Source organism: Geomonas silvestris, assembly GCF_014193515.1.
Lineage (GTDB): Bacteria > Desulfobacterota > Desulfuromonadia > Geobacterales > Geobacteraceae > Geomonas > Geomonas silvestris.
In genome coordinates this window covers 131,438-153,363 of record NZ_BLXX01000013.1, presented here as the reverse complement: position 1 = coordinate 153,363, position 21,926 = coordinate 131,438, and the positions used below count along the sequence as shown (strand labels likewise).

Here is a 21,926-nt window from a genome sequence, read left to right as displayed (position 1 = left end):
GAAAATTCTAGCACGTTAATAATAATTTTTTTAGAGACAGCCGGAAAAATACCATGTATTATTGCCGACTGGTGCACGCCGGCAAGCGGTGCGCCTGAGCCAGTGCCAATCCCCGCGAGGTGTCTTCATGAAGCAACGGCTGATTAACTCGGATTATTTTCCTTTCGATATCCCCATTTCCGCCCGCTGTGGCGAGCGGGTCGAGCTGCGCACCCTCCTCGAGCAGTTGGGGAGCGCTCCCGGCATCATTTACGCACGGCGTCTGGCGGCGCAACTGAACCGGCAGCTTATTTCCGGGGAGCCTGCGGTGCCGCCGGGCCTTTTGCATCTCTACTCGGTGTTCAACAAGGTGTACCGTTTCCTGGTAGCCGAGTACTGCCGGCAGCAGCCCGGGGTGCTCAACGCGGCCATGGCCCAGGCGGGCTACCCCGGGTACCGCGGCGACGCGGCGCAGGCGCTCGCCCGCTTCACCGAGCTGTTCCCCTCGCAGGAGATGGTGCAGGGGAGGCAGGCCCCGCAGCGCTACCTCTCCGGCGACGATGCCTCGCTTTCCCGCCGCTCTGGACTGGCCGCCGAACTCTTTCTGCTGCGCCTGGGGGACGAGAACCGCGCCCTGGACGGGCTGCGCCGCATCTTCGACAGCGTGGAGCTGGCCGCCAGCTCGCCGTACCCGACGGTCTCCGGGAAGCTCGACGAGCGCCTGGCCCAAGGGCCCGGGTTCCAGCCGCTCAACGTGCCGCTCCCCGAGCTGTTGCGCGCCCCCCTGAAGGCCTCGCCCACCTCTCTTGCCGGGCAGATCGCCTACATAAAGGAGCACTGGGCCGGCCTGCTGCCCGGCGAGATCCTCACCGAACTCATCACCGCCATGGACATCGTGGCCCAGGAGGAGCGCTCCTTTGCCCAAGGGCACGGTCCCGGCGAGGCGAAGGTCCTCTTCGGCAAGGGGTGGCTCAGGCGCACGGGGGGGGACGAGTATCCGGAGTACGAGCGTTTCTCGCAGGATGCCGACTGGATGGCCAACGTGGTGATGATCGCCAAGATGGTCTACGTCTGGCTCGGCCAGCTCTCGCGCACCTACGGCCGCGAGATCCGCACCCTGGACCAGATCCCGGACGCCGAGCTGGACAAGCTGGCGCGCTGGGGCTTCTCCGGGCTGTGGCTGATCGGCATCTGGGAGCGCTCCCCCTCTTCGCAGCGCATCAAGCACATCATGGGTAACCACGAGGCGATCTCCTCGGCCTACTCGCTCTTCGACTATGTCATCGCGCAGGACCTGGGTGGGGACTGGGCGCTCGACAACCTGCGCCAGCGCTGCGCCGCGCGCGGCATCCGGCTCGCCAGCGACATGGTCCCCAACCACACCGGCCTCTTCTCGAAGTGGACCCTGGAGCACCCGGACTGGTTCGTCCAGCTCGACTACCCGCCCTACCCAAACTACCAGTTCAACGGCCCCGACCTCTCCTTCGATGGCCGCATCGGGCTCTTCATCGAGGACGGCTACTGGGACAAACGCGACGCTGCGGTGGTCTTCAAGCACGTCGACCGGGACACCGGGCGGGCGCGCTACATCTACCATGGCAACGACGGCACCTCGACCCCCTGGAACGACACGGCTCAGCTCAACTACCTGATCCCCGAGGTGCGCGAGGCGGTGATTCAGACCATCCTCCACGTGGCGCGCCAGTTCCCCATCATCCGCTTCGATGCCGCCATGACGCTTGCCAAGAAGCACTACCAGCGCCTGTGGTACCCGCTCCCGGGACACGGCTCCGGCGTCCCCTCGCGCGCCGAGCACGGCATGGACCGCCCCTCCTTCGACGCCGTCTTCCCCAACGAGTTCTGGCGCGAGGTGGTGGACCGGGTGGCGGTGGAAGCGCCGGACACCCTGCTTTTGGCCGAGGCATTCTGGCTCATGGAGGGGTACTTCGTGCGTACCCTGGGGATGCACCGGGTCTACAACTCCGCCTTCATGAACATGCTCAAGATGGAGGAGAACGCCAAGTACCGCCAGACCCTGAAAAACGTCCTGGAGTTCGAGCCCGAGATCCTGAAGCGTTTCGTGAACTTCATGAACAACCCCGACGAGCGGACCGCCGTGGAGCAGTTCGGCAAGGAAGGGAAGTACTTCGGCGCCACCGTGCTCTTGGTGACCATGCCCGGGCTTCCCATGATCGGCCACGGCCAGGTCGAGGGGTTCCACGAGAAGTACGGCATGGAGTACAAGCAGGCGCTGTGGGACGAGCCGGTGGACCAGGCGCTGGTGGCGCGCCACGAGTCGAACATCTTCCCGCTCATGCGCCGGCGCCACATCTTCTCGGGGAGCGAGAACTTCGTGCTCTACGACTTCTACGCCGGTTCCAACGTGGACGAGAACGTCTTCGCCTACTCGAACCGCTACGGCAACGAGCGCGGCCTCATCCTGTTCCACAACCGCTACGCCAACACGGCGGGGTGGATCCGCTACTCCTGTGCGGCCACCCGGAAAAACGGCGACGGCAGCGCGGCGCTGGTGCAGCACAGCCTGGGCGAGGCGCTCGATTTCAACGGCGACGGGCGGCACTACTACTCCTTCAGGGACTACGCGACGGGGCTCTCTTACCTGAGAAACGGGCGCGAGCTCTGCGAGCAGGGGCTCTTCGTGGAGCTGGCGGGGTACGAGTACCACGCCTTCCTCGACTTCAAGGAGATCTGGGACGACGACTTCGGCACCTGGGGGAGCCTCTGCTACAAGCTGAACGGGGCGCCGGTGGAAAGCCTTGAGGAAGAGGTGAAGCAGGTGCGCTGGGCCGGGGCCAACGACGCCCTGAGGGCGCTGCTTGCCAAGGTGATCGCCGCGACCGACGAGCCCGAAGCCGAGGCACTCATGATGGTGCCGCTTTTGGAGCCGCTGGTGGCCGCCTTCTACAAGACGCTGGCACTCCAGGCCAAGGAGAGTTCCCTCCGCTCGCTGCTGGTCACTTTCGGTGCCGAGATGAACCAGGCCCTGAAGGCTCCGGCTCCCGAGTTGACCCTCGATCCCAGAAACCACCTGCTGCTCTGCGCCTTCCTCGCCCTGCACCGCATCGGCGAGCTGACCGAGGTCGAGTCGGCACCCCTGTTCGACCACTTCGGCCTGGCGCGCCCCGTGGTGGAGGCCTTTGCCCTGCTCCCCGATGCGGAGGAGGCCGGCGAGACCCTGCAGCCCTGGGCGTGGGGAGACCTGCTGCGGGTGCTTCTGCGCCACGAGTCCCTCCTGGATGAGTTCGAAGAGAAGGGGGCGTTGGTGAGTCTGACCGGGCTCTTCGCCGACCAGGCGGCGGCCGACTTCCTGCAGCTGCACGAAAGCGGCGGCGTGGAGTGGTTCAACAAGGAGCGCCTGGAACTCGTACTTACCTGGCTGTCGCGTATCGCCCCGTACGGTGCGGGCGGGGTGCCGCAGCCCCAGGCAGCCGTGCAGCGCTCCTGCGCGCTGGTGCTGAGGGCCGCTGAGCAGGCCGGCTACCGCCTGGAGCTCCTTTTGAGAAGCTTCGACACCTCACAGCCGGAGTAAGCGCCGGCATTCCAAGATGACGGGGTGGGGATCTCTCCACCCCGTTTCCTTTTCTCCGCACACTCAGGTCCTAGCTGCTTCCTCACCGGTGACACCCGCCACTGTTTCGGCGAGCTGCACTCCTATGCATCCTTCCCCTTCTGTCTTACCAGGGCGGGGCTTCGGCCTGGTCGAGCCCGCGCCTGTCCTCCGAGAGATCCGCCACTCCTCCCACCGCGTTCGTTGCTTGTTCAAGTCGCCTTGCTATACTTGGCTGTGGATTAAATTCAGCTAATGTCTCGAGCCGGCCCGCTGTTGACTTGGCCCGGTCGGCGCTGGAGCTTTCAGCCGCCCATTCCCTGCAGCACAGAGCAAAGTGGTGAAGCCATGGTACAGACGCTCATAGAGAATCCTCTGCTGCTCCTCTTTCTGGTCGCCGCGGTTGGCTATCCGTTGGGTCGCGTGAAGGTCTGCGGCATGAGTCTCGGTGTCGGGGCAGTGCTCTTCGTCGGCATCGCGGTCGGTTCCCTGCATCCGGACCTCAAGTCCCCTGAGATCGTCTACGTGCTGGGGCAGGCGTTGTTCGTCTATACGGTCGGCCTGGCCGCGGGCCCGGCGTTCGTGGCTTCGCTTCGGCGTGACGGGATGCGCAACAACGTGCTGATCGCCTGCGCGCTCCTCGGCGCGGGGATCCTCTGCCTGGTGCTCAAGAAGACCCTGGGGCTGAGCGCCGGCGTGGCGGCCGGGATGTTCGCCGGCAGCCTCACCACCTCGCCGGCCCTGGCGGCGGTCCTCGACACCATCAAGCAGACCGCGATGTCCGAGCAGCTGGACCGGCTTCTGGCCGAACCGGTGGTCGGCTTCTCGGTCACCTACCCGATCGGGGTGATCGGCGTGGTCCTCGCCATCATGCTGGCGCAAAGGATCTGGAAGGTCGACTACCAGGCCGAGGCCGCGAGCCTGCGCGGCCACGAGGACGACACCAGCAAGAACGTCACCTGCACCTTCAAGATCCACCAGCTCGCCCCTCCCGGCTCCACGGTGGCCGAGCTGGGCGCGCTGCACAGCTGGAAGGTACTCTTCGGCCGCATCAAGCGCGGCGACGAGTTCTTCATGGCGACGCCGCACACCAAACTCGCCGACGGTGACCTCGTCATGGCGGTGGGGGACCCCGAGGAGCTGGCCCTGGTCGCCAAGGCCTTCGGCGAAAGGCGCCGGGACATCCGTATCGACCGCACCGAGTACGAGTACCGGCGCATCTTCGTCTCCAACCCGACCGTGGTGGGGCAGACCATCGGGCAGCTGAACCTGAAGGAGCGCTTCGGCGAGGTGGTGACCGAGGTGAGGCGCGGCGATGACGCCTACCAGCCCCGCGCCGAGATGGTGCTGGAACTGGGGGACCTGGTGCGCGTACTGGCCCACCGGGACCACATGGAGGAGGTCTCCGCCTTCTTCGGGAACTCCTACCGCAAGGTGAGCGAGGTCGACATCATGACCTTCAGCTTCGGCCTGGTCTTGGGGCTCTGCGTCGGCTTGATCCCGTTCCCCTTCCCCGGCGGCGGCACTCTTAAGCTCGGCTTCGCCGGAGGCCCGCTCATCGTGGCGCTTATCCTGGGGACCTACGGCCGCATGGGGGGGATGGTCTGGACGCTTCCCTACAGCGTCAACATGACCGTGCGCCAGATCGGGCTCACCCTCTTTCTGGCGAGCATCGGCACCCGGGCCGGCTACACCTTCTTCCAGACCTTGAGCCGCGGCGGCGGGCTCTCCATCTTCCTGGCCGGCGCCGCCATCACCTTCCTCGCCTCTCTCACCGTGCTCTTCATCGGCTATCGGTTCATGAAGATACCGATGAGCTACCTCTCGGGGATGATCGCCGGCATGCACACCCAGATAGCGGTTCTCGGGTACGCCAAGGACCAGACCGGCAACGACTTCCCGGACCAGGGGTACGCCTCGGTGTACCCGGTCGCCACCATCGGGAAGATCATCCTGGTGCACATCATCGTAAGCTCCCCCTGGTAACGGCGCCAGACGGCGCTGCAGGTTCAGGCTGAAACGGCACTGAAGAGCCTGCCGGAGAAAACCTGGTACACTTTGTGGCGGCTCTAAAAGAGAACGTCTGCTCAGCTGTCCGGAAGGTTTTCTTGCGCCGTAAGAAATACAACTACACTTGCGGCGCTTCCGACCGATACGTTGACACCGGAGCCCTGTTCCCGAGCCTCACTTCGTCAACCAAGGAGAACCTTCCAGATGGCACTCATAACTACCCAGCTGCAGGACAATATAGGAACCATCACCTTCAACAACCCAAAGCACCGCAACGTGCTGAGCAGCGCCGCCATCTCCGAGATGATCCAGGCGATCGCCGCCTTGCAGAAAGGGAAGATGCGGGTGCTGATCCTGCGGGCCCCGAAAGGATCCAAGGTCTGGTCCGCCGGCCACGACGTCCATGAGCTCCCCATGCCGGGGCGCGACCCGCTCGCCTACAACGACCCGCTGGTCACCATCCTGCGCTCGATCCAGAGCCTTCCCATCCCGGTCATCGCCATGCTCGAGGGGAGCGTCTGGGGCGGCGCCTGCGACCTGGCGCTTTCTTGCGACATCCTGATCGGCTGCCAGAGCTCCTCGTTCTGCATGACGCCCGCGAAGATCGGGGTACCCTACAACGTCTCCGGCATCCTGCACTTCATCAACATCATGGGGGTGAACTTCGCCAAGGAGATGTTCTTCACCGCCGAGCCGCTCTCGGCCGAGCAGGCCGCCAAGGCCGGGCTCTTGAACCACCTGGTGGACGTGGAGAGCCTCGAGGACTTCACCTACGAGATGGCGGCCAAGATCACCCGCAACAGCCCGCTCAGCATCGGCGTCATCAAGGAGCAGATCCGGCTTCTGGCGAGCGCCCACCCCTTGAGCCCGCTCACCTTCGAGCGCATCCAGGGGCTGCGCCGCACCGTGTACGACAGTAAGGACTACGGCGAGGGAATCACGGCCTTCCTGGAGAAACGCACGCCGGTCTTTACCGGGGAATAGCGCGCGAAGACGCACTCGCACCTGATGCCTGCAATTTTTCAATGCACGATGAAATACACTAGAACGTCCCCTCTCCCCTTGCGGGACAGGGTGAGGGGGAATGGGCCATCTCGTTGCAGCTGGCGGCTTCACCCACACCCTATCCCCCTCCCGTCAAGGGAGGGGAGACCTGAGGATGCCGCGAGGCTCCACCACAAAAAGACCTCTCACCGTCGGTGAGAGGTCTTTTTGTATCTGCGCACTGTCTCGCTTGCAGGATCCGGCGGCTGGTTCTTACTCGGTCTTCTCGAAGTTCCCCTTCTCCTGGCACTGGGGGCACTTCTGGGGTTTGCATCTTCCTTCCTTGGTGAAGCCGCAGCTGCTGCATTTCCAGGTTGCCATCTTTTCCCTCCTATTGGTTGTTGTTCAGCGTGATATTCTGCACGGTCCCGAAGACCGAGAGCGGCTGGTCGAACTTCTTGGCATCGCCGACCACCACGAGCTTCATGGCGTCGGGATGCAGGTACTTCTTCGCGACCCGCAACACGTCCGCCTTGGTCACCTTGGCGATGCTGTCGCGGTAGTTCTCCAAATACCCTTCCGGGTAGCCGTAGAACTCGAGGCGGGCCCGCTGGTTCACCACGGCGTCCGAGCGGGCGAAGCCGAAGATGAACGAGTTGATGATGGCGTCCTTGGCGAGCTTCAGTTCGCGGTCCGAGACCTCCGCCTTGGTCATCCCGGCGATGATGGAGCGCATCAGGGTGGTCGCCTTCACCGTGGTCTCCGACTTCGTCTCGGTCTCGGCGACGAAGGGGGCGCGGAAGCGGCGCCCGGTCTCGAAGTAGCTGTCCACGTTGTAGGCGAGCCCCTGGTTGGAGCGGATCTCCTGGGTGAGCCGCGAGGTGAAGCCGCCCCCCAGGATGAAGTCCATCACCTTGAGGGCGTAGAGGTCCGGGTTGTTCTTGTCGATCCCCAGGTGCCCCATGCGGATCACCGACTGGTTCACGTCCTTCTGCACGAACAAGACGGCCGGAGTGGGATCGTCCTTGGGTGCCGGCACGCTGGGAAAGATCTTGGGCTGGTTCTGCCAACCGGCGAAAATCTGCTCCAGGGTCGCTAAAAGCTTGGTGCGGTCGAAGTCGCCGGCCACTGCGATGATCGTGTTGGCCGGGTAGAAGTAGCGCCTCTGGAAGTCGATCATCTCCTGACGGGTCACCGAACTCACCGAGGCGATGGTGGGGACGCTGCTCAAGGGGCTGTTGGGGTAGATGGCGCGGCTCAGCTCGCGGTTGGCGATCGACTTCGGGTCGTCGTTCATGCGGCGCACCCCTTCGATCGTCTGCAGCCGGGCGAGCTCGACGCGGGACGGGTCGAAGGCCGGCTGGGTCATCACCTGCCCGAAGAGCTCCAGGGTGCGCTCCAGGTTCCGGGCCAGCGTCGAGACCGATACGCTGGCGTGGTCGGTGTTGATGCTCGACTCGATGGACGACGCCATGAACTCGAGCTCGCTGTCCAGCCGGTCCGGCGGCGTGGAGAGCGTGCCGCCGCTGCGCATAACCGCGCCGGTCATCCCGGCGAGCCCCACCTTGTCGTCGGGTTCGTAGATGCTGCCGGCGTTAAGATAGGCGGTCAGGTTCACGATGGGGAGTTCGTGGTCTTCCAAAAGGTAGACCACCATGCCGTTTTTCAGCTGGACCCGCTCGGTCTTCGGGATCTGGAAGTGAAGCGGCGGGAAGGTCATGGTGCGCGGGTCGGCAAGCTGCTGCGCGGCAGCGGACTTAGGCGCGGCAGCAGCGGCTTTCTTGGCCTGGGCACCCTGCGCCGAGACCACGCCGGTCATGAGGAGCAGCGACCAGCTTATCACTAAGAGCCTTTTTAATCGTTTCATGCGGCGTAACCTCTCGAAGAGTGAAGTCGGTGCTAGTGTGCGGAGGCGGAGACGGGCGCCGCTGCCGCTTCCTTCTTGGTGATGAACCCGACGTTGCGGTTTTCGCGGGTGAAATACTGCTTGGCGACCCGCATCACGTCGGCGGCGGTGATCTTGGCGACCTTCTGGCGGTGTTCGATGAGGTAGCGCCAGGTTCCGGCCACCGCCTCGTACTCGGTGAGGTTACGGGCCAGGCCGCCGTTGGAGGCCATCTGGCGGGACTCCTCGAACTCCAGGTGGTTCAGGATCTGCTGCAGCTCACGCTCGGTCATCGGCTCGGTCTTCAGGCGCTCCAGCTCCTGGTAGACGGCACTCTCCACCTCGGCCACCGTGTGCGGCGCGCGCGGCGTCGCGTTGATGATGAAGAGGTTCGGGTAGCGGCTCCCCGGGGCGGAGAACGAGGAGACCGACGTGGCGAGCTTCTTCTCCTGCACGAGCGTCTTGTAGAGTCTCGAGGTGCGGCCGTTGGTGAGCAGCATGTCGATCACGTCGAAGACGTAGTCGTCCGGTGCGGGAAGGGTCGGCTTGTGGTAGCCGATCATCAGTTCCGGCTCGGCGTCGCCCACCACCTCGGTCCGCTTCTCACCCTGCTGTACCGGCTCCTCCACGGCGACCGGCGGCACCGGCTGGCCCGGCGGGATCTTGCCGAAGTACTTCTCGACGAGCGCGATGGTCTTTTGCGGGTCGATGTCCCCCACGATCGCCATGATGGCGTTGTTGGGGGCGTAGTACTTGTGCAGGAAACGCTCGGCCTTGGTGCGGGTCAGGTTGTCGATGTCGGACATCCAGCCGATGGTCGGCTGCCCGTTGGGGTGCGCGTTGAAGGCGTCGGCCAAGAAGGTCTCCCAGAGTTTTCCCTCGGGTTCCGCGTCGTAGGAGCGGCGCCTCTCTTCCTTCACCACCTTCATCTCGGTGTAGAACTCGCGCAGCACCGCGTTCTGCATGCGGTCCGACTCGATGGACGCCCAAAGCTCCATCTTGTTGGCCGGCAGGTTGATGATGTAGGTGGTGCCGTCCTTGCTGGTGAAGGCGTTGTAGCCCGAGCCGCCGTTTTTGGCGTACAGGTCGGCAAACTCCTCCTTGACCACGTACTTCTCGGCCGCCTTCTCCAGGCGGTCCAACTCCTTGGTGAGCCGGGCCACTTCCTTCGGGTCGGCCTTGTCCTGCTTCAGGTTTTCCGCCATCAGCTTCTGGGCGGTCGCCTCGATCTGGTCCAGTAGCGGTTTCTCTTCTTTGTAGTTGGTGGTGCCGAGCGTCGTGGTCCCCTTGAAGAGCATGTGCTCCAGAAGGTGCGCCAGGCCGCGCTCGTCGCTGCGCTCGTCCACGCTCCCCACCTTGAAGCGGATCCAGGCGGCCACGGTGGGGGAGGTGTGACGCGGCACCATGAGGAGCTTCATGCCGTTTTTCAGGGTGTACTCGTGCACCTTCTCCTCGAGCCCCTGGGCAAATACGGTGGCGGCGCTCAAGGAAAATGCGAGCACGACAACAATGCGGTGAAGTATTTTCATGACGGCCTCTGAGTCTGGTATAAAAATGAATAACGCAAAAAAAGATAGCACCAAGACGTGGGCATTGCAATGTGGAAACGCCGTGGATTAATTACTGTTCAGGGCATTCTGTCTGTAGGGTGGCAAAATGGAGATATCGGATCGATCTGATTGTGTGGCAGCTCGTCCAGGGCTCGGACTATGACAAAAATCCTGTCAGGAGGGGTGTTTTTTTCCCAGGATCTGTTTTATAAGATCGTGTCTGGCCGGCACGGATTCTTTTCGGCGTGGTGAATGGCCGAGATCCGATGGGTCCCGCTACGGTCGCGGTCGTGCCTCGGGCGGTATTTCGTGTTACGCGGTATGAGGGGGGGAGAGAGATGAAATTGAAGAAGATAGCTCTGGTGCTGCTGGTGCAGCTCTTCTGTTCTGCGGTTGCTTATGCACAGGCGGACCCGACTCTGGAAGAGACGGCGCGCTACTTGGAGAGTACCATGGCCGGCGGCACCTCGGAGGCGCGCAAGGAGAGTTACCGCTACGTGAGGGTTGACGCCTGCTCCATGACCTACAACGTGCTCGGAACCTACCCGTCGGGAGGCGCGTACGACATCACCTACCAGGATCTCGATTTCTCTGCGCTGGAACCCGGCGAATCCCGCTTCGGGCACGATTACACCTCGTTCGTCATGCTCTACTTCAACAAGCCGGTGCGCTACCAGCAACGCGGCCAGGAACTCAAGATCAGGACGGTGGTGGTGAACGTGTCCGACGACGAGCGGGCCGGCCAACTCTTCGCTGCCTTCCTGCGCCTGGCGCGCCTCTGCTCCGCCGGGAAAAACTCTCTTCCGTAACAGGTTGGTTGCGGTGAGGTCCCCTCTCCCCTGGCGGGAGAGGGTCAGGGTGAGGGGGAATGTGCCACCTCAGCGCAGCTGGCAGCTTCACCCACCCCCTCAGCCCCCTCCCGTCAAGGGAGGGGGAGATTGTGGAAGAACAAAAAAGGCCTTGGAAGCCCAAGGCCGTAACTACGCATCCGCACATCCTGCCGAGTCAGCCCCTCCCGAGCAGCTCTCCCTAAAACCGATTTCCGATCTTCGTCTCCCCCCTCCGCACGTTCCCGTTCCGACGGGCCTCTGTTGTCGTCCTACGCTAGGAACGCTGTTGTCCTGGCTATTTTGGTGCGGGGTTTTTGAAGCGCCGGTCGGTGGCGACCAGCACGCCGGCGCAGATGATCGCCCAGGCTGCCAGGTACAGCGGAACGGCGAAACCGCCCTGGCGGTCCGCGAGGAACCCGGCGATCGAGGGGCCGATGACCTGCCCGGTCCCGAAGGCGGCGGTGAGCAGCGCTGTGGCCCGGCGCCCCTGCGGGCCGGCGCGACGCCCACCTTCTGCCATGACGAGGGCCACGATCCCCAGGAAGGTCCCCCCGAAGATGACCGCGGCCAGGCAGGCGCGCCAGGCCTCGCTCGCCCCAACACTCAAAAGGATCCCGCCGGCCTGGAGCAGGTAGGCGAGGGTGAGTGCCGGACGTACCCCGATGCGGCCGGCGACCCGCTGCCAGACGATGGTCGAGGGGGCGGCCGCCAACCCGACGGCGACCCAGCTCCAGGGGGCAAACGTTGCCAGCCCCGGAGTCTTCGCGATGATGGCGACCAGGAAGGTGGCGCTTACGATATAGCCGAGTCCTTCCAGGAAGTAGACGAAGATGAGCCGTGCCAGGACCGTGAAGCCGGCCCCTTGGGAGGGGAGTGCGTCGGGGGTATCGACGGACGCTGCGCGCTTGCCGGCAATCGTCACCCCCGCTCCGGCGAGTGCCAGCGAGAGCGCTCCCATACCGAGCCAGGCCCCGCGCCACCCCCCCAGCTGATCGAAGAGCGGGACGGTAAGGCCGCTCAAGGCGATCCCCAAACCGACGCCGCCATAGAGTGCGCTGCTCCAGCGGCCGTGCTGACTGCGCAACAGCGTCTCGGTGACCTCTACTGCAATGACCACGAAAAGTATCGCGCTGGCCAAGCCGGCCCACAGTCTGAGTGCCCCCCAAAAAGCAGGCGAGGTGGTGTAGGCCATGAGGAATGTCGTGCCGATGCTCGAGATCAGCGCGGCGAGGTTCACCGCTGTGCTGCGCAGGAGCCTGGGCCAGATGGCACAAACGAGCGCCCCGGCTAGGTAGCCGACGAAGTTGAGCGAGGCGAGGGCGCCGGCCAGGCTGTGGCTCATGCCGAGGTCGCGCTGCATGAGGGGGAGGATCGGGGTGAAGGCGAAACGGCTGATCCCCATGGCGAGCATCATCCCCATGATGCCACCCACCAGGACGCGCAAGGGGGAGCGCCCTTCTGCCGCCGGGATCCTGCTGCCGTCTCTGATCGAAGCGCCGGGCGTGGTTGTCATGGGATGCTACTTTCGGAAGGATGCCAGGGGTGCGGGACCCGGGTTACCCGGGAGTCGTCGGCGCTGGCCGTGCGGGAAAAGGCCCGGGAGGCTCTGCGAGCCGGAAGCTGCCGGCAGCGGGATCTGAGGCTGGAGGGTTCGAGAGCCTCTGCGCCTGCATGGTTGGCGGCAGGGAGGAAGGGGAAGCGCGGAAGGGAGAGGTCGGTGCGGGCCTGCCGGCGCCAAGGCAGTTCTCCCGGATCTTGGAAGAACTGCCTCAGCTGGTCTTGTGCAACGCTCGCCGACATGTCGGGGAAAGCCTTTCTGGGCGCGGGGCCCGCGGGGTTACTTCAGGGCGTGCTTCAACACCTCGCGGACGTCGTCTACGAAGATGAACTGCAGTTCCTGCTTCACGTTTTCCGGGATGTCATCCAGGTCCTTCTGGTTCTTGGCAGGTGCGAGCACCTTGGTGACTCCGGCGCGCCGGGCCGCCAGCACTTTCTCCTTCAGGCCGCCGATGGCGAGCACCCGGCCGGTGAGGCTCATCTCGCCGGTCATGGCGACGTCGCGGCGTGCGGCGCGACCCGAGAAGAGCGAGACGATGGTGGTGGCCATGGTGATCCCGGCGGAGGGGCCGTCTTTGGGGATGCTCCCCGCCGGGACGTGGATGTGGATGGTGGTGTTGTCGAATTCCTTGCGCTCGATCCCCAGTTCCTCGCAGTTCGCCTGTACGAAGGAGACCGCGGCGCGGGCGGATTCCTTCATCACGTCGCCCAGCGAACCGGTGAGGATCAGGTCCCCCTTGCCGGTCATCTTGGTCGCTTCTACGAAGATGATGTCGCCGCCGCTCTCGGTCCAGGCGAGCCCCGTGGCCACGCCGACGCGGTCCTTCTCCGAGGCGACCTCGTCGAAAAACTTGGGCGGCCCCAAGAGTTCGGCAACGTCCTCCGGGGTTACCACCTTGCGTGCCTTCTTGCCCTGCGCCACTTCTTTCGCGATCTTGCGGCAGATCGAGGCGATGCTGCGCTGCAGGTTGCGGACCCCGGCCTCGCGGGTGTAGTCGTGGGTGACCCGGTAGATGGCTTCGTCGGTAAAGGTGGGAGGCATGGTGGCGAGGCCGTTCTCCTCGATCTCGCGCGCCACCAGGTAGGTCTGGGCGATGTTCAGCTTCTCCTCGTCGGTGTAGCCCGAGAGGGAGATCACCTCCATGCGGTCCTTTAACGGCGCCGGGATCGGATCGAGCTGGTTCGCCGTGGTGATGAACATCACGTTGGTCAGATCGAAGGGGACGTCAAGGTAGTGGTCGGTAAAGGAGAAGTTCTGCTCCGGGTCGAGCACCTCGAGAAGCGCGCTGGCGGGGTCGCCGCGGAAGTCGGCACCGATCTTGTCCACCTCGTCCAGCATGAAGACCGGGTTGTTGGAGCCGGCGCGGTTGATCTCCTGGATGATCCGGCCGGGGAGGGCGCCGATGTAGGTGCGCCGGTGCCCGCGGATCTCCGCCTCGTCGCGCATGCCGCCGAGGGAGACCCGGATGAACTTGCGCCCCAGGGTGCGGGCGATCGACTTGCCGAGGCTCGTCTTGCCGACCCCCGGGGGGCCCACGAAGCAGAGGATGGGGCCCTTCATCTTCTCTTTCAGCGTGCGCACCGCCAGGTACTCGAGGATGCGCTCCTTCACCTTCTTCAGGTCGTAGTGGTCTTCGTTGAGGACCTTCTCCGCCTGGTTGATGTCCTTGTTGTCCGGGGTGCTCACCTGCCAGGGGATCGCGGTCAGGTAGTCGAGGTAGGTGCGCGAAACGGTGTACTCGGGAGAAGCCGGGTTGATCCGCTCCAGGCGCTTCAGCTCCTTCAGCGCGATCTTGTAGACCTCCTCGGGCATCTTGACGTTTTCCACCTTGGTCCTCAGGTCGTTGGCCTCGCCCTGGCGGCTGTCGTCCTCGCCGAGTTCCTCCTGGATCTGCTTCATCTGCTCGCGCAGCAGGAACTCCTTCTGGCTCTTGCCTACCTTCTTGGTGACCTCGGCCTGCACCTCGCCCTTGATCTGCAGCCGCTGCACCTCGTTGGTGAGGTGCATGTAGACCTTCTTGAGCCGCTCCAAAGGATCGGTCGTTTCCAGGAGTTTCTGCAGCTCGTCGATGGGGAGGTTCAGGTAGAGGGCGACCAGGTCGGAGAGGCGCGCCGGGTTGTCGATGAAGTCGATCATCTTCATGACGTCGTCGGGAAGCGGCCGGCCGTAGGAGAGGGCGATCTTCAAAAGGGCGTTCAAGGAGCCGACCAGCGCCTCGGAGACCATCGACTTCTCGGCGAACTCGCGCACCGGTTCCAGGCGGGAGAGCGCCACCGGGGTCTGCTGCACGATGGCGAGCACCCGCACCCGGACCACACCCTCGAGCGTTACTTTGATCCCCCCCTGCGGCAGCTTGCTGATCTGCATCACCTTGCACAGGGTGCCTATCTCGTGCAGCGCCGAGAACAACTCACCCTGCGGCTCCTGTTTCAGTTTCACCAGGGCGACCAGGTTGTTGAACAAAACGGCCTCTTCAAAAGGGGCCATTTCCTCGGGCTTCAGGAAGATAGTGAACACCATGTAGGGAAAGGCAATGATCTCCCGCAGTGGATAGAGAGGGACGATTTCTGGCATGTTGATCGTGATATTTTCAGTCATGGGGCGTCATACCTCGGGAGGGGGCTGAATTGCCACCTATAGAGTACATTAGCCCCGCAAGCTGTCAACACGGTGAAACCGCTGGAATCGCTGGCTGGAAGCCGCGAAGGCGCCAGGAAATGTTGGACTTTTTGGAACGGGCGGGAGGGGTGGGAAGGGTGAGTCGGAAGGTCCCGGACAGTCTCATTGGCACGAGGTGGGATACTGGCGGACTCTAGATGCAAGAGCGAGGGAGTGCCCGCCTCGGGAAGTTGCGCGTGTCGGGAACAGCCTGGGCACCGGGGAGTGTCCGCGCGAGGGGAAGGTCCTGCGGGGCGGCGTGCGCCCCTGCGGCTAGGCGCTCTCCCAGTCCTCGTAGAGCTTTGCTATCTCGGCGCTGAGCGCGGTATGGCGCTCGCCGGCAACTCGTGAGGCCTCCACGTCCTTGAAGAAGTCGGGTGCCGCCATCTCTTCTTCCAGCGTGGCGAGTTCCGTTTCGCGCTGGGCGATGCGGTTTTCCAGGTCGGCCATGGCGCGCTCGCGGGCGCGCTCCTCTTTCTGGCGCTGTTTTTCCTCTTCGCGCAGCCGCTGGCGCTCTTCCTTGGAGACCGGCTCCTGGCTCAGCTGGCGGGTGGCAGCGGTCTCCTTGGATGCAGCCTGGTGCACCGGAGCGGTCCCCTGGCCGGCTGTCCCGGCCTCGCGCTGGGCGCACTTCTCCAGGTAGTACTCGTAGTCGCCGTGGAAGCTTTCCAGCTTGCCGCCCCCCACCTCGACCACGCGGGTGGCCAGGCCGTCGATGAAGTGGCGGTCGTGCGATACGAAGACCACCGTCCCCGGGAAGTTCCTGAGCGCCTCGAGGAGCACTTCCTTGCTGAAGAGGTCCAGGTGGTTGGTCGGTTCGTCCATGAGCAGGAGGTTGGAGCGGCGCAACAGGATCTTGGCGAGCGCCAGCCGATTGCGCTCCCCTCCAGAGAGCACGGAAACCTTCTTGTTGATGTCGTCGCCCGAGAAGAGGAAGGCACCCAGGATGTCCCGCAGTTGCGGCACCATCTCGAAGGGGGCGTCGGCGTAGAGTTCGTCGTAGGCGCTGCGGCTGCCATCGAGCTCCTGGGCCTGGTCCTGGGCGAAGTAGTCGAAGATCACGTTGTGGCCCAGGGTTACCGTGCCCGCGCTCACCGCCCCGCCGGCCAGGATGCGCATGAGCGTCGACTTGCCGGCGCCGTTGTGCCCCACCAGCGCCACCCGCTCCCCGTTTTCGATGGTGAGGTCGATCCCGTTTAAGACCACGTTGCTGCCGTAGGCCTTGTGTACGCCGCTAAGTTCCATCACGGTCTTGCCGCTTTTGGGGGGCGTCGGAAAGCTGAAGCGGATCCGCTTGCGCTCGGGCGGCAGGATGATCCGCTCAATCTTCTCCAGCTGCTTGATGCGCGACTGTACCAGGGCGGCCTTGTCGGTCTTGTAGCGGAAGCGCGAGATGAAATCCTCGATCTTCTCGATCTCCTCGTCCTGGCGTTTCTTGGCCTCGCGCAGGGCCGAGACCCGCTCCTCACGCAATACCAGGTAGCGGCTGTAGTTGCAGTGGTAGTCGCTGATGTCGTGGTTCCAGACCTCGGCGATGCGGGAGCAGACCTGGTCCAGGAAGAAGCGGTCGTGGGAGACCAGCATGACCGAGAAGGGATACCCCTGCAGGTACCCCTCAAGCCAGTTGCGCGCCTCGATGTCCAGGTGGTTGGTCGGCTCGTCCAGCAAAAGGACGTTCGGTTTCTTCAGAAGCAGCTTGGCGAGCGCGATGCGCATCTGCCAGCCGCCGGAGAACTCGCCGCACTCCTTCTCCCAGTCCGCGGGAGAGAAGCCGAGACCGGTGAGGACGTTCCCCACCTCGCTCTCCATGGCGTAACCACCTTTGAGCCGGAACTCCTCCTGCAGCGCGCCGAAGCGGTCCAGAAGCTGCTCGTGCCCCGGTGCGTCGTGCGGTTCGCGCTCCAGGCGGGCGGTGAGCTCGGCGATCTCGCGCTCGATGGCCTGCAGTTCGCTGAGCGCCGTCATCACCTCGGCAAAAAGCGGCAAACCCTTGGCGACGATGCCGTCCTGCGGCAGGTATCCGACGGTGCCACCGCGGGTGAGCTGGATCTCGCCGCTGGAGCTTTCCACCTCGCCGGCGATGATGCGCATGAGCGTCGACTTGCCGGCGCCATTTTCGCCGACCAGGCCGACCCTCTCGCCTTTCTTGAGGTGCCAGTTGAGGTCGGTGAAGAGCGGTTTTCCCGCGAAATCCTTGGAGAGTTTCTTCAGGTGCAGCATGGGGAGGAGATTCCTTCTATGGGGAGTCGCGCGGCCTGCGACTATCTACGACAGGCCGGGCGCTGGCTTTTTATCGGATCCAACGGGGCATTGTAGGTGGAGAGGTGCGGCGTTGTCAATTTTGCAATGCAGGAATCTACCGGAAGCGCACCTCGAGGAGGGTTAAGTCGTCTTCCAGGCGGATGCCGTTGGAGTAGGTGAGGAGCGCCTCCTGCAGCGCTTCGATCGGGATGCCGGCCCGCGGGTAGCCGAGACCCTTAAGCTGTCCCAGAAGTCCCTCTACCTCGAGCAGGTTCCCCTCTTGGTCGGCAATCTCGATGGCGCCATCGGTGAACATGAGCAGGGCGTCTCCGTGTGCACAGCAGACCTCGCGTTCCTCGTAGGATGCCTGGGCGATGAGCCCGAAGGGGAGGCCGTCGGCGCTCAAATGCTCGGCGCTGCCGTCGGGATGGACCACCACCAGGGTCGGGCCGCCCGCCGAGGCGATGCGCACGGTGCGCCGGGAAGCGTCGATGACGCCGCACAGCGCGGTTGCAAAGGATTCGTCGCGCACGACCTTGCAGAGGTCCCGGTTCAGGAATTGGGCGAACTGGGCGGGGCGCACCAGGGTGCGGCAGTGCCGGTTCCACAGGGCGCTCAGCTCCATGGTGTGCAGCGCCGCGGCGACGCCATGGCCCATGACGTCGGCCAGCATGAAGCCGTAGTGATCGCAGTCGAGCTGGCGGATGGCGAAAAAATCCCCGCCGATCAGGTCGTGCGGGAGGTAAAAGGAGAAGAACCCGATGCGGGGATCTTCGGGGAGGTCGTGCTCGAGCGAGAGGGTCTGGATCTGCTTGGCGCGCTCCAGGTTGGCGTAGGATTCCGAGAAATCGCGGAAGGTCTCCACGCCGCCGATGACCGTGCCGTTTTCGTCGTGCAACGGGGCGACGGTGACCGCCATGGGGAGCCGGCCGCCCGATTTGGTCAGGCCGAAGATGATGGCGGGCGAGGCGCTGGGGCGGTCGGTGACCATGCAGCGCCGCAAGGGGCAGAGCTCCTCGCCGCACAGGTGGCGCCCGTCGATGTCCACGTGGTTCAGGATGTTGTCCATGCAGCGCCGGCCCACGACGTCGGCCGCGTTCCAGCCGGTGAGCCGCTCCGCCGACTTGCTCCAGTAGACGATCTTGCGGTCGGTGTTGCAGACGTAGAGTCCGTCGTTGAGAGAGTCGAGGATCACCTTGGGGAGGAGCAGGTCTGCTTCTGACATAACCACCTTCGTCTGCCGCGGTACGGCTAGCTTTTCTTGTCTTTTCCCGCCAGGTAATCTGCCAGGATGGTGCGGCTGTGCTCGTCGTCGTGACAGTAGACGCAGAGGTTTTCCCAGTTGCTGCCGTCGGGGGGATTGTAGTTGTGGTTGCCGTCCTTGTGGTGCACCGTCAAAAGGTGCAGGTTGGACAGCTCGAACTCGCGGCCGCACTTGGCGCAGATCCAGCCGTGCAGCTTGAGGGAGCGTTCCCGGTAGTTCTCCGGGCGGGTCTGATCGTCCCGTATCTTGCGGACGATGGCGTCGACTTCTTCGGCGCTTTTCAGGGGGACGGTGCGCGGCCCCCGCGAGCGAAACGACATGGTGAACCTCCTGGTGTCGCCGGCCCTTCGCACCGGGGACTGGCTACGCCAGGTGCCTGTCCCCTTGTGCTTTCGGGAAAGAGCGGAGTTCCAGGATGTTCCGTCACTCCGCTCATCGGTCTTTTACACGTTTCCCTTGAGGCCAATCGCCTCGGCCTCGGTGCGCATCCCTTCGATGGTGTCGCCGATCAGCTCGTTCAGCTCGACCCCCAGCATGGCGGCGCCCTTTTCGATGACCGAGCGGTCGGCACCCGCGGCAAAGGCCTTGTCCTTCCACTTCTTGGTGACGCTCTTCACCGGGATGTCGAGGATGCTCTTCGAGGGGCGCACCAGCGCAGCGGCCGCAACCAGCCCGGTCAATTCGTCGATGGTGAAGAGGGTTTTCTCCAGGTGGCTTACCGGCTCGACGTCGGTGCAGATCCCCCAACCGTGGGAGACCACCGCGCGGATGTACTCTTCGGGCCAGCCGGCCTGCTTGAGGATCTCCGGGGCGCGATGGCAGTGCTCCTCGGGGTAGCGCTCGTAGTCGATGTCGTGTGCCAGTCCCACGAGACCCCACATCTCCTCGTCTTCGCCGGCCTTGCGGGCAAAGTAGCGCATCACGGCCTCGACGGCCAGGGAGTGTTTTCTCATCTGTTCGCTGGGAAGGTATTCCTGTACCAACTCCCAGGTTGCTGCTCTGGTCGGCTTGCTGCTCATGTTCTCCCCTCCACTTCTCTCATAGTAAGGTAGATCAATCTCATAAGGTGATGCAACTTCCAAAGCTGAACCACGGGGGACACAGAGGAAAGGTTAAAGAAGCTGCGCCGGTTTCCCTGCCTCGATCTGTTTTCCGATTTTGTGTGATCCGGGCAATCCACGCCTGCGGGCGAAGCGCGGAGGCGTGAAGGTGTCGTTACTACTGGCGCCGCCGATGGTACCTGAACCCTCCCGGCGCTGTCAATGCAGCCGGTTATCCTGCTTCCGGCGGTACGATCGGTTCCGGCATCTTGGGCTGCAGGCGGGCGATCTTCGGTTCGTGGCCTTTCTTGTAGACCATGAGGGTCCGCTTGAAGGTGATCACCACCGTGCCGTCCTGTTTGAACCCGGTCGTCCGGACGGTCACGATCCCGATATTGGAGCGCGACTTCGACTCGCGCTTGGAGAGCACCTCGGACTGCGAATAGAGGGTGTCCCCTTCGAAGAGCGGGTTGGGGAGGGTTACTTCGTCCCAGCCGAGGTTGGCGAAGACGTTTTGGGAGATATCGGTGACGCTTTGGCCGGTCACCAGGGCCAGGGTGAGGGTGGAGTCGACCAGCGGCTTGCCGAACTCGGTCTGGGCCGAGTAGTGGTGGTCGAAGTGGATCGGTGCGGTGTTCTGGGTGAGCAGGGTGAACCAGATATTGTCGGTAGTGGTGATGGTGCGCCCCAGCGGGTGCGGGTAGACGTCGCCTTCCTGGAAATCCTCGAAAAACCTGCCGCGCCAACCTTCCTTGATGGTCATGGTGCCTCCAAAGATGAAGTTATAGGTTCTATGTTCAACGTTCTAAGTTACCACCCCTAGCCCCTAGCCTTCCCCCACCGTCTGGGAGCGGACGTAGAGCGCAAGCCCGACCACCGACAGCACGATCCCCTCCGCACCGGCCACACCGGGGAGAGAGCCGTGCAGTAAGACGATCTCTCCCACAAGCGAGAAGAGCACCTCGGTCGACTGGGTAGCATCCACTGCCGAGAGTTCGAACGGTGTCTTCGCCAGGTGGCGGGCCTTGAAGAACAGCGAGGTCGCGATGACGCCGGAAAATACCGCAACTGTTGCCGTGTTGATCAACTGCCCGGTGCTGGGCGCTGCCGGTCGGGTGACCAGGATCAGCAAAATCCAAAAGGGGAGGGATCCCAGCACCATGATGAGCACCCGACCCAGGCTGTCGTCGAGGACCGGATCCCGGATGCGCGGCAAGAGCGGGTTGCTGCCGTGGCGCACCTCCCAGAGCAGCTGGTTCCCGATGGGATAGGCGAAGGCTGCTCCAAGTACCGGAAGCACCCCGAGCAGCACCTCTTTAAGAGATGCCGAGGTCGCCTGCTCCACTGTCACGAGCACGATGCCCAAGAATATCAGCAGGGTGAAAAAGATCCCGCGCCGGGGGACTTTTTTGCCGAAGAGAAGGAGCACCACCGGCGTCGCCAGGATGGTGGACTGCCAGGTGGTGGCGACCACCCAGCCGGGGGCAAACGAGGCGCTGAAACTCAGGAGCGCGTAGAAAACGCCGAAACCGATGCCGCCGGCTACGGTCCAGAAACACCAGTTTCTGCAGAACGCGGCCACGACTCCCTTCAAGACCCGGGTGCGGCCGGCCAGCACCAGCCATCCGGCAAGCAGGATCAGCATGTAGAAGTAGCGCAGGCTCGCGGTCCAAACCCAACTGCCACCCTGCAGGCTCATGGCCCGGTTCAGGACGAAGGTGCCGCTGAAGAAAAATGCGGAGAGTACGCCAAGAAGTATCAGTCGGGTCACAGGTTCACTCTGAGTCGTCAGGGAGATGGTAGGCAATGAGGGCCACGATAAGGGCGGCAGTCAAGGTGATCCAGCCGAGGGTGATGCCCAGAGCCTTGCCGTGCCAAAGGCCGGCGAACCACTCCATGAACTGGGCAGCCAGAAGGTTGGCCCGACCGCCGTACATCTCAAGGCTGCGCCGATAACTCTTCGACTCTTCGAGTGGATTCCCCAGCGGTGCGTCAAGTGCGACGTCGGACGCGGAAACGGCAATCAGGGCAGAGCAGGCAAGTCCGAGGACCAGGATAACGGCTGCGGCTGTATAAAGGCGGGTGCGGCGCTTTGCTGGTTTCATCTTTGGCACCCAGTTCGCTATCTGGTGGTGGATCGGCAAGGACGGCAACACATCGAAGGGGCAACTTTTTCAGATCAAAGATCCCGCCGATTGGTTTGTGAGCAGATAAAATCGCGGTAGAGACTTGAAAATGGGAATAATAGTATAAATTTTTTGCCGCGGCAAGGCTGCAAAACCTTACTCAACGAACGCGGGCTGACTACAGAGGCTGACACGGCGCACTGTACCTGGTTTTGTTTACGTGATACTCAAAC

At 63.6% G+C, this 21,926-nt stretch carries 16 protein-coding genes; 4 read left to right on the top strand and 12 right to left on the bottom strand.

From position 1 onward, the window contains the following. Positions 1 to 127: 127 nt before the first annotated feature. The 3 genes from GMST_RS18370 (at position 128) to scpB (ending at position 6,541) form a co-directional block, all read left to right on the top strand. Positions 128 to 3,529 carry an alpha-amylase family glycosyl hydrolase gene (locus GMST_RS18370; RefSeq protein WP_183356162.1) on the top strand — a complete coding sequence of 1,134 codons (3,402 nt, stop codon included), beginning with the start codon at positions 128 to 130 and terminating at the stop codon, positions 3,527 to 3,529. A gap of 366 nt (positions 3,530 to 3,895) precedes the next feature. Continuing rightward, complete coding sequence (locus GMST_RS18365) at positions 3,896 to 5,533, top strand: aspartate:alanine exchanger family transporter (protein ID WP_183356161.1); 1,638 nt, start codon at positions 3,896 to 3,898, stop codon at positions 5,531 to 5,533. A 228-nt stretch (positions 5,534 to 5,761) separates the two neighbouring features. After that, positions 5,762 to 6,541 carry a methylmalonyl-CoA decarboxylase gene (gene scpB, locus GMST_RS18360; RefSeq protein ID WP_183356160.1) on the top strand — a complete coding sequence of 260 codons (780 nt, stop codon included), beginning with the start codon at positions 5,762 to 5,764 and terminating at the stop codon, positions 6,539 to 6,541. A gap of 273 nt (positions 6,542 to 6,814) precedes the next feature. Here the strand turns inward: scpB and GMST_RS18355 are convergent, their stop codons facing one another. Genes GMST_RS18355 through GMST_RS18345 form a run of 3 tightly spaced genes read right to left on the bottom strand, consistent with a single transcriptional unit; the run spans position 6,815 to position 9,955 of the window. Then, positions 6,815 to 6,922, bottom strand: coding sequence for an RCKP-type rubredoxin-like domain-containing protein (locus GMST_RS18355; protein ID WP_183356159.1), 108 nt, complete (start codon positions 6,920 to 6,922; stop codon positions 6,815 to 6,817). 10 nt (positions 6,923 to 6,932) lie between these two features. Then, positions 6,933 to 8,408, bottom strand: coding sequence for a M16 family metallopeptidase (locus GMST_RS18350; RefSeq protein ID WP_371873140.1), 1,476 nt, complete (start codon positions 8,406 to 8,408; stop codon positions 6,933 to 6,935). 32 nt (positions 8,409 to 8,440) lie between these two features. Then, positions 8,441 to 9,955: a M16 family metallopeptidase gene (locus GMST_RS18345; protein ID WP_183356158.1), complete on the bottom strand. Its 1,515-nt coding sequence runs from the start codon at positions 9,953 to 9,955 to the stop codon at positions 8,441 to 8,443. Between the two features lie 359 nt (positions 9,956 to 10,314). On the opposite strand from GMST_RS18345, the gene GMST_RS18340 reads away from it, so the two are divergent. Beyond that, positions 10,315 to 10,785: a hypothetical protein gene (locus GMST_RS18340; protein ID WP_183356157.1), complete on the top strand. Its 471-nt coding sequence runs from the start codon at positions 10,315 to 10,317 to the stop codon at positions 10,783 to 10,785. Positions 10,786 to 11,101: 316 nt separating this feature from the next. On the opposite strand, the gene GMST_RS18335 is transcribed toward GMST_RS18340, so the two are convergent. From GMST_RS18335 to GMST_RS18295, 9 genes are all read right to left on the bottom strand, one after another. Continuing rightward, a complete protein-coding gene (locus GMST_RS18335; RefSeq protein WP_183356156.1) occupies positions 11,102 to 12,319 on the bottom strand; it encodes a YbfB/YjiJ family MFS transporter in 1,218 nt (405 codons plus the stop codon). A gap of 324 nt (positions 12,320 to 12,643) precedes the next feature. Further along, complete coding sequence (gene lon / locus GMST_RS18330) at positions 12,644 to 14,962, bottom strand: endopeptidase La (protein WP_183356155.1); 2,319 nt, start codon at positions 14,960 to 14,962, stop codon at positions 12,644 to 12,646. 333 nt (positions 14,963 to 15,295) lie between these two features. Next, positions 15,296 to 17,242 (bottom strand): ABC-F family ATP-binding cassette domain-containing protein, encoded by a 1,947-nt coding sequence (locus GMST_RS18325; RefSeq protein ID WP_183356154.1) that lies wholly within the window; start codon positions 17,240 to 17,242, stop codon positions 15,296 to 15,298. A 136-nt stretch (positions 17,243 to 17,378) separates the two neighbouring features. Beyond that, positions 17,379 to 18,488: a SpoIIE family protein phosphatase gene (locus GMST_RS18320; protein ID WP_183356153.1), complete on the bottom strand. Its 1,110-nt coding sequence runs from the start codon at positions 18,486 to 18,488 to the stop codon at positions 17,379 to 17,381. A gap of 26 nt (positions 18,489 to 18,514) precedes the next feature. Next, complete coding sequence (locus tag GMST_RS18315; protein WP_183356152.1) at positions 18,515 to 18,847, bottom strand: YajD family HNH nuclease; 333 nt, start codon at positions 18,845 to 18,847, stop codon at positions 18,515 to 18,517. A 123-nt stretch (positions 18,848 to 18,970) separates the two neighbouring features. Next, the gene (locus tag GMST_RS18310) at positions 18,971 to 19,546 is read right to left on the bottom strand and encodes an HDIG domain-containing metalloprotein (RefSeq protein ID WP_183356151.1); all 576 of its coding nucleotides are present in this window, start codon (positions 19,544 to 19,546) and stop codon (positions 18,971 to 18,973) included. Between the two features lie 253 nt (positions 19,547 to 19,799). Continuing rightward, positions 19,800 to 20,330, bottom strand: a complete 531-nt coding sequence (locus GMST_RS18305) for a MaoC family dehydratase (RefSeq protein ID WP_183356150.1) — start codon at positions 20,328 to 20,330, stop codon at positions 19,800 to 19,802. Between the two features lie 63 nt (positions 20,331 to 20,393). After that, entirely contained in the window at positions 20,394 to 21,338 is a 945-nt protein-coding gene (locus tag GMST_RS18300) for a DMT family transporter (protein ID WP_183356149.1), read from the bottom strand. A 4-nt stretch (positions 21,339 to 21,342) separates the two neighbouring features. Further along, on the bottom strand, positions 21,343 to 21,672 hold the full coding sequence (locus tag GMST_RS18295; RefSeq protein WP_183356148.1) for a hypothetical protein: 330 nt from the start codon (positions 21,670 to 21,672) through the stop codon (positions 21,343 to 21,345). Between the last annotated feature and the right edge of the window lie 254 nt (positions 21,673 to 21,926).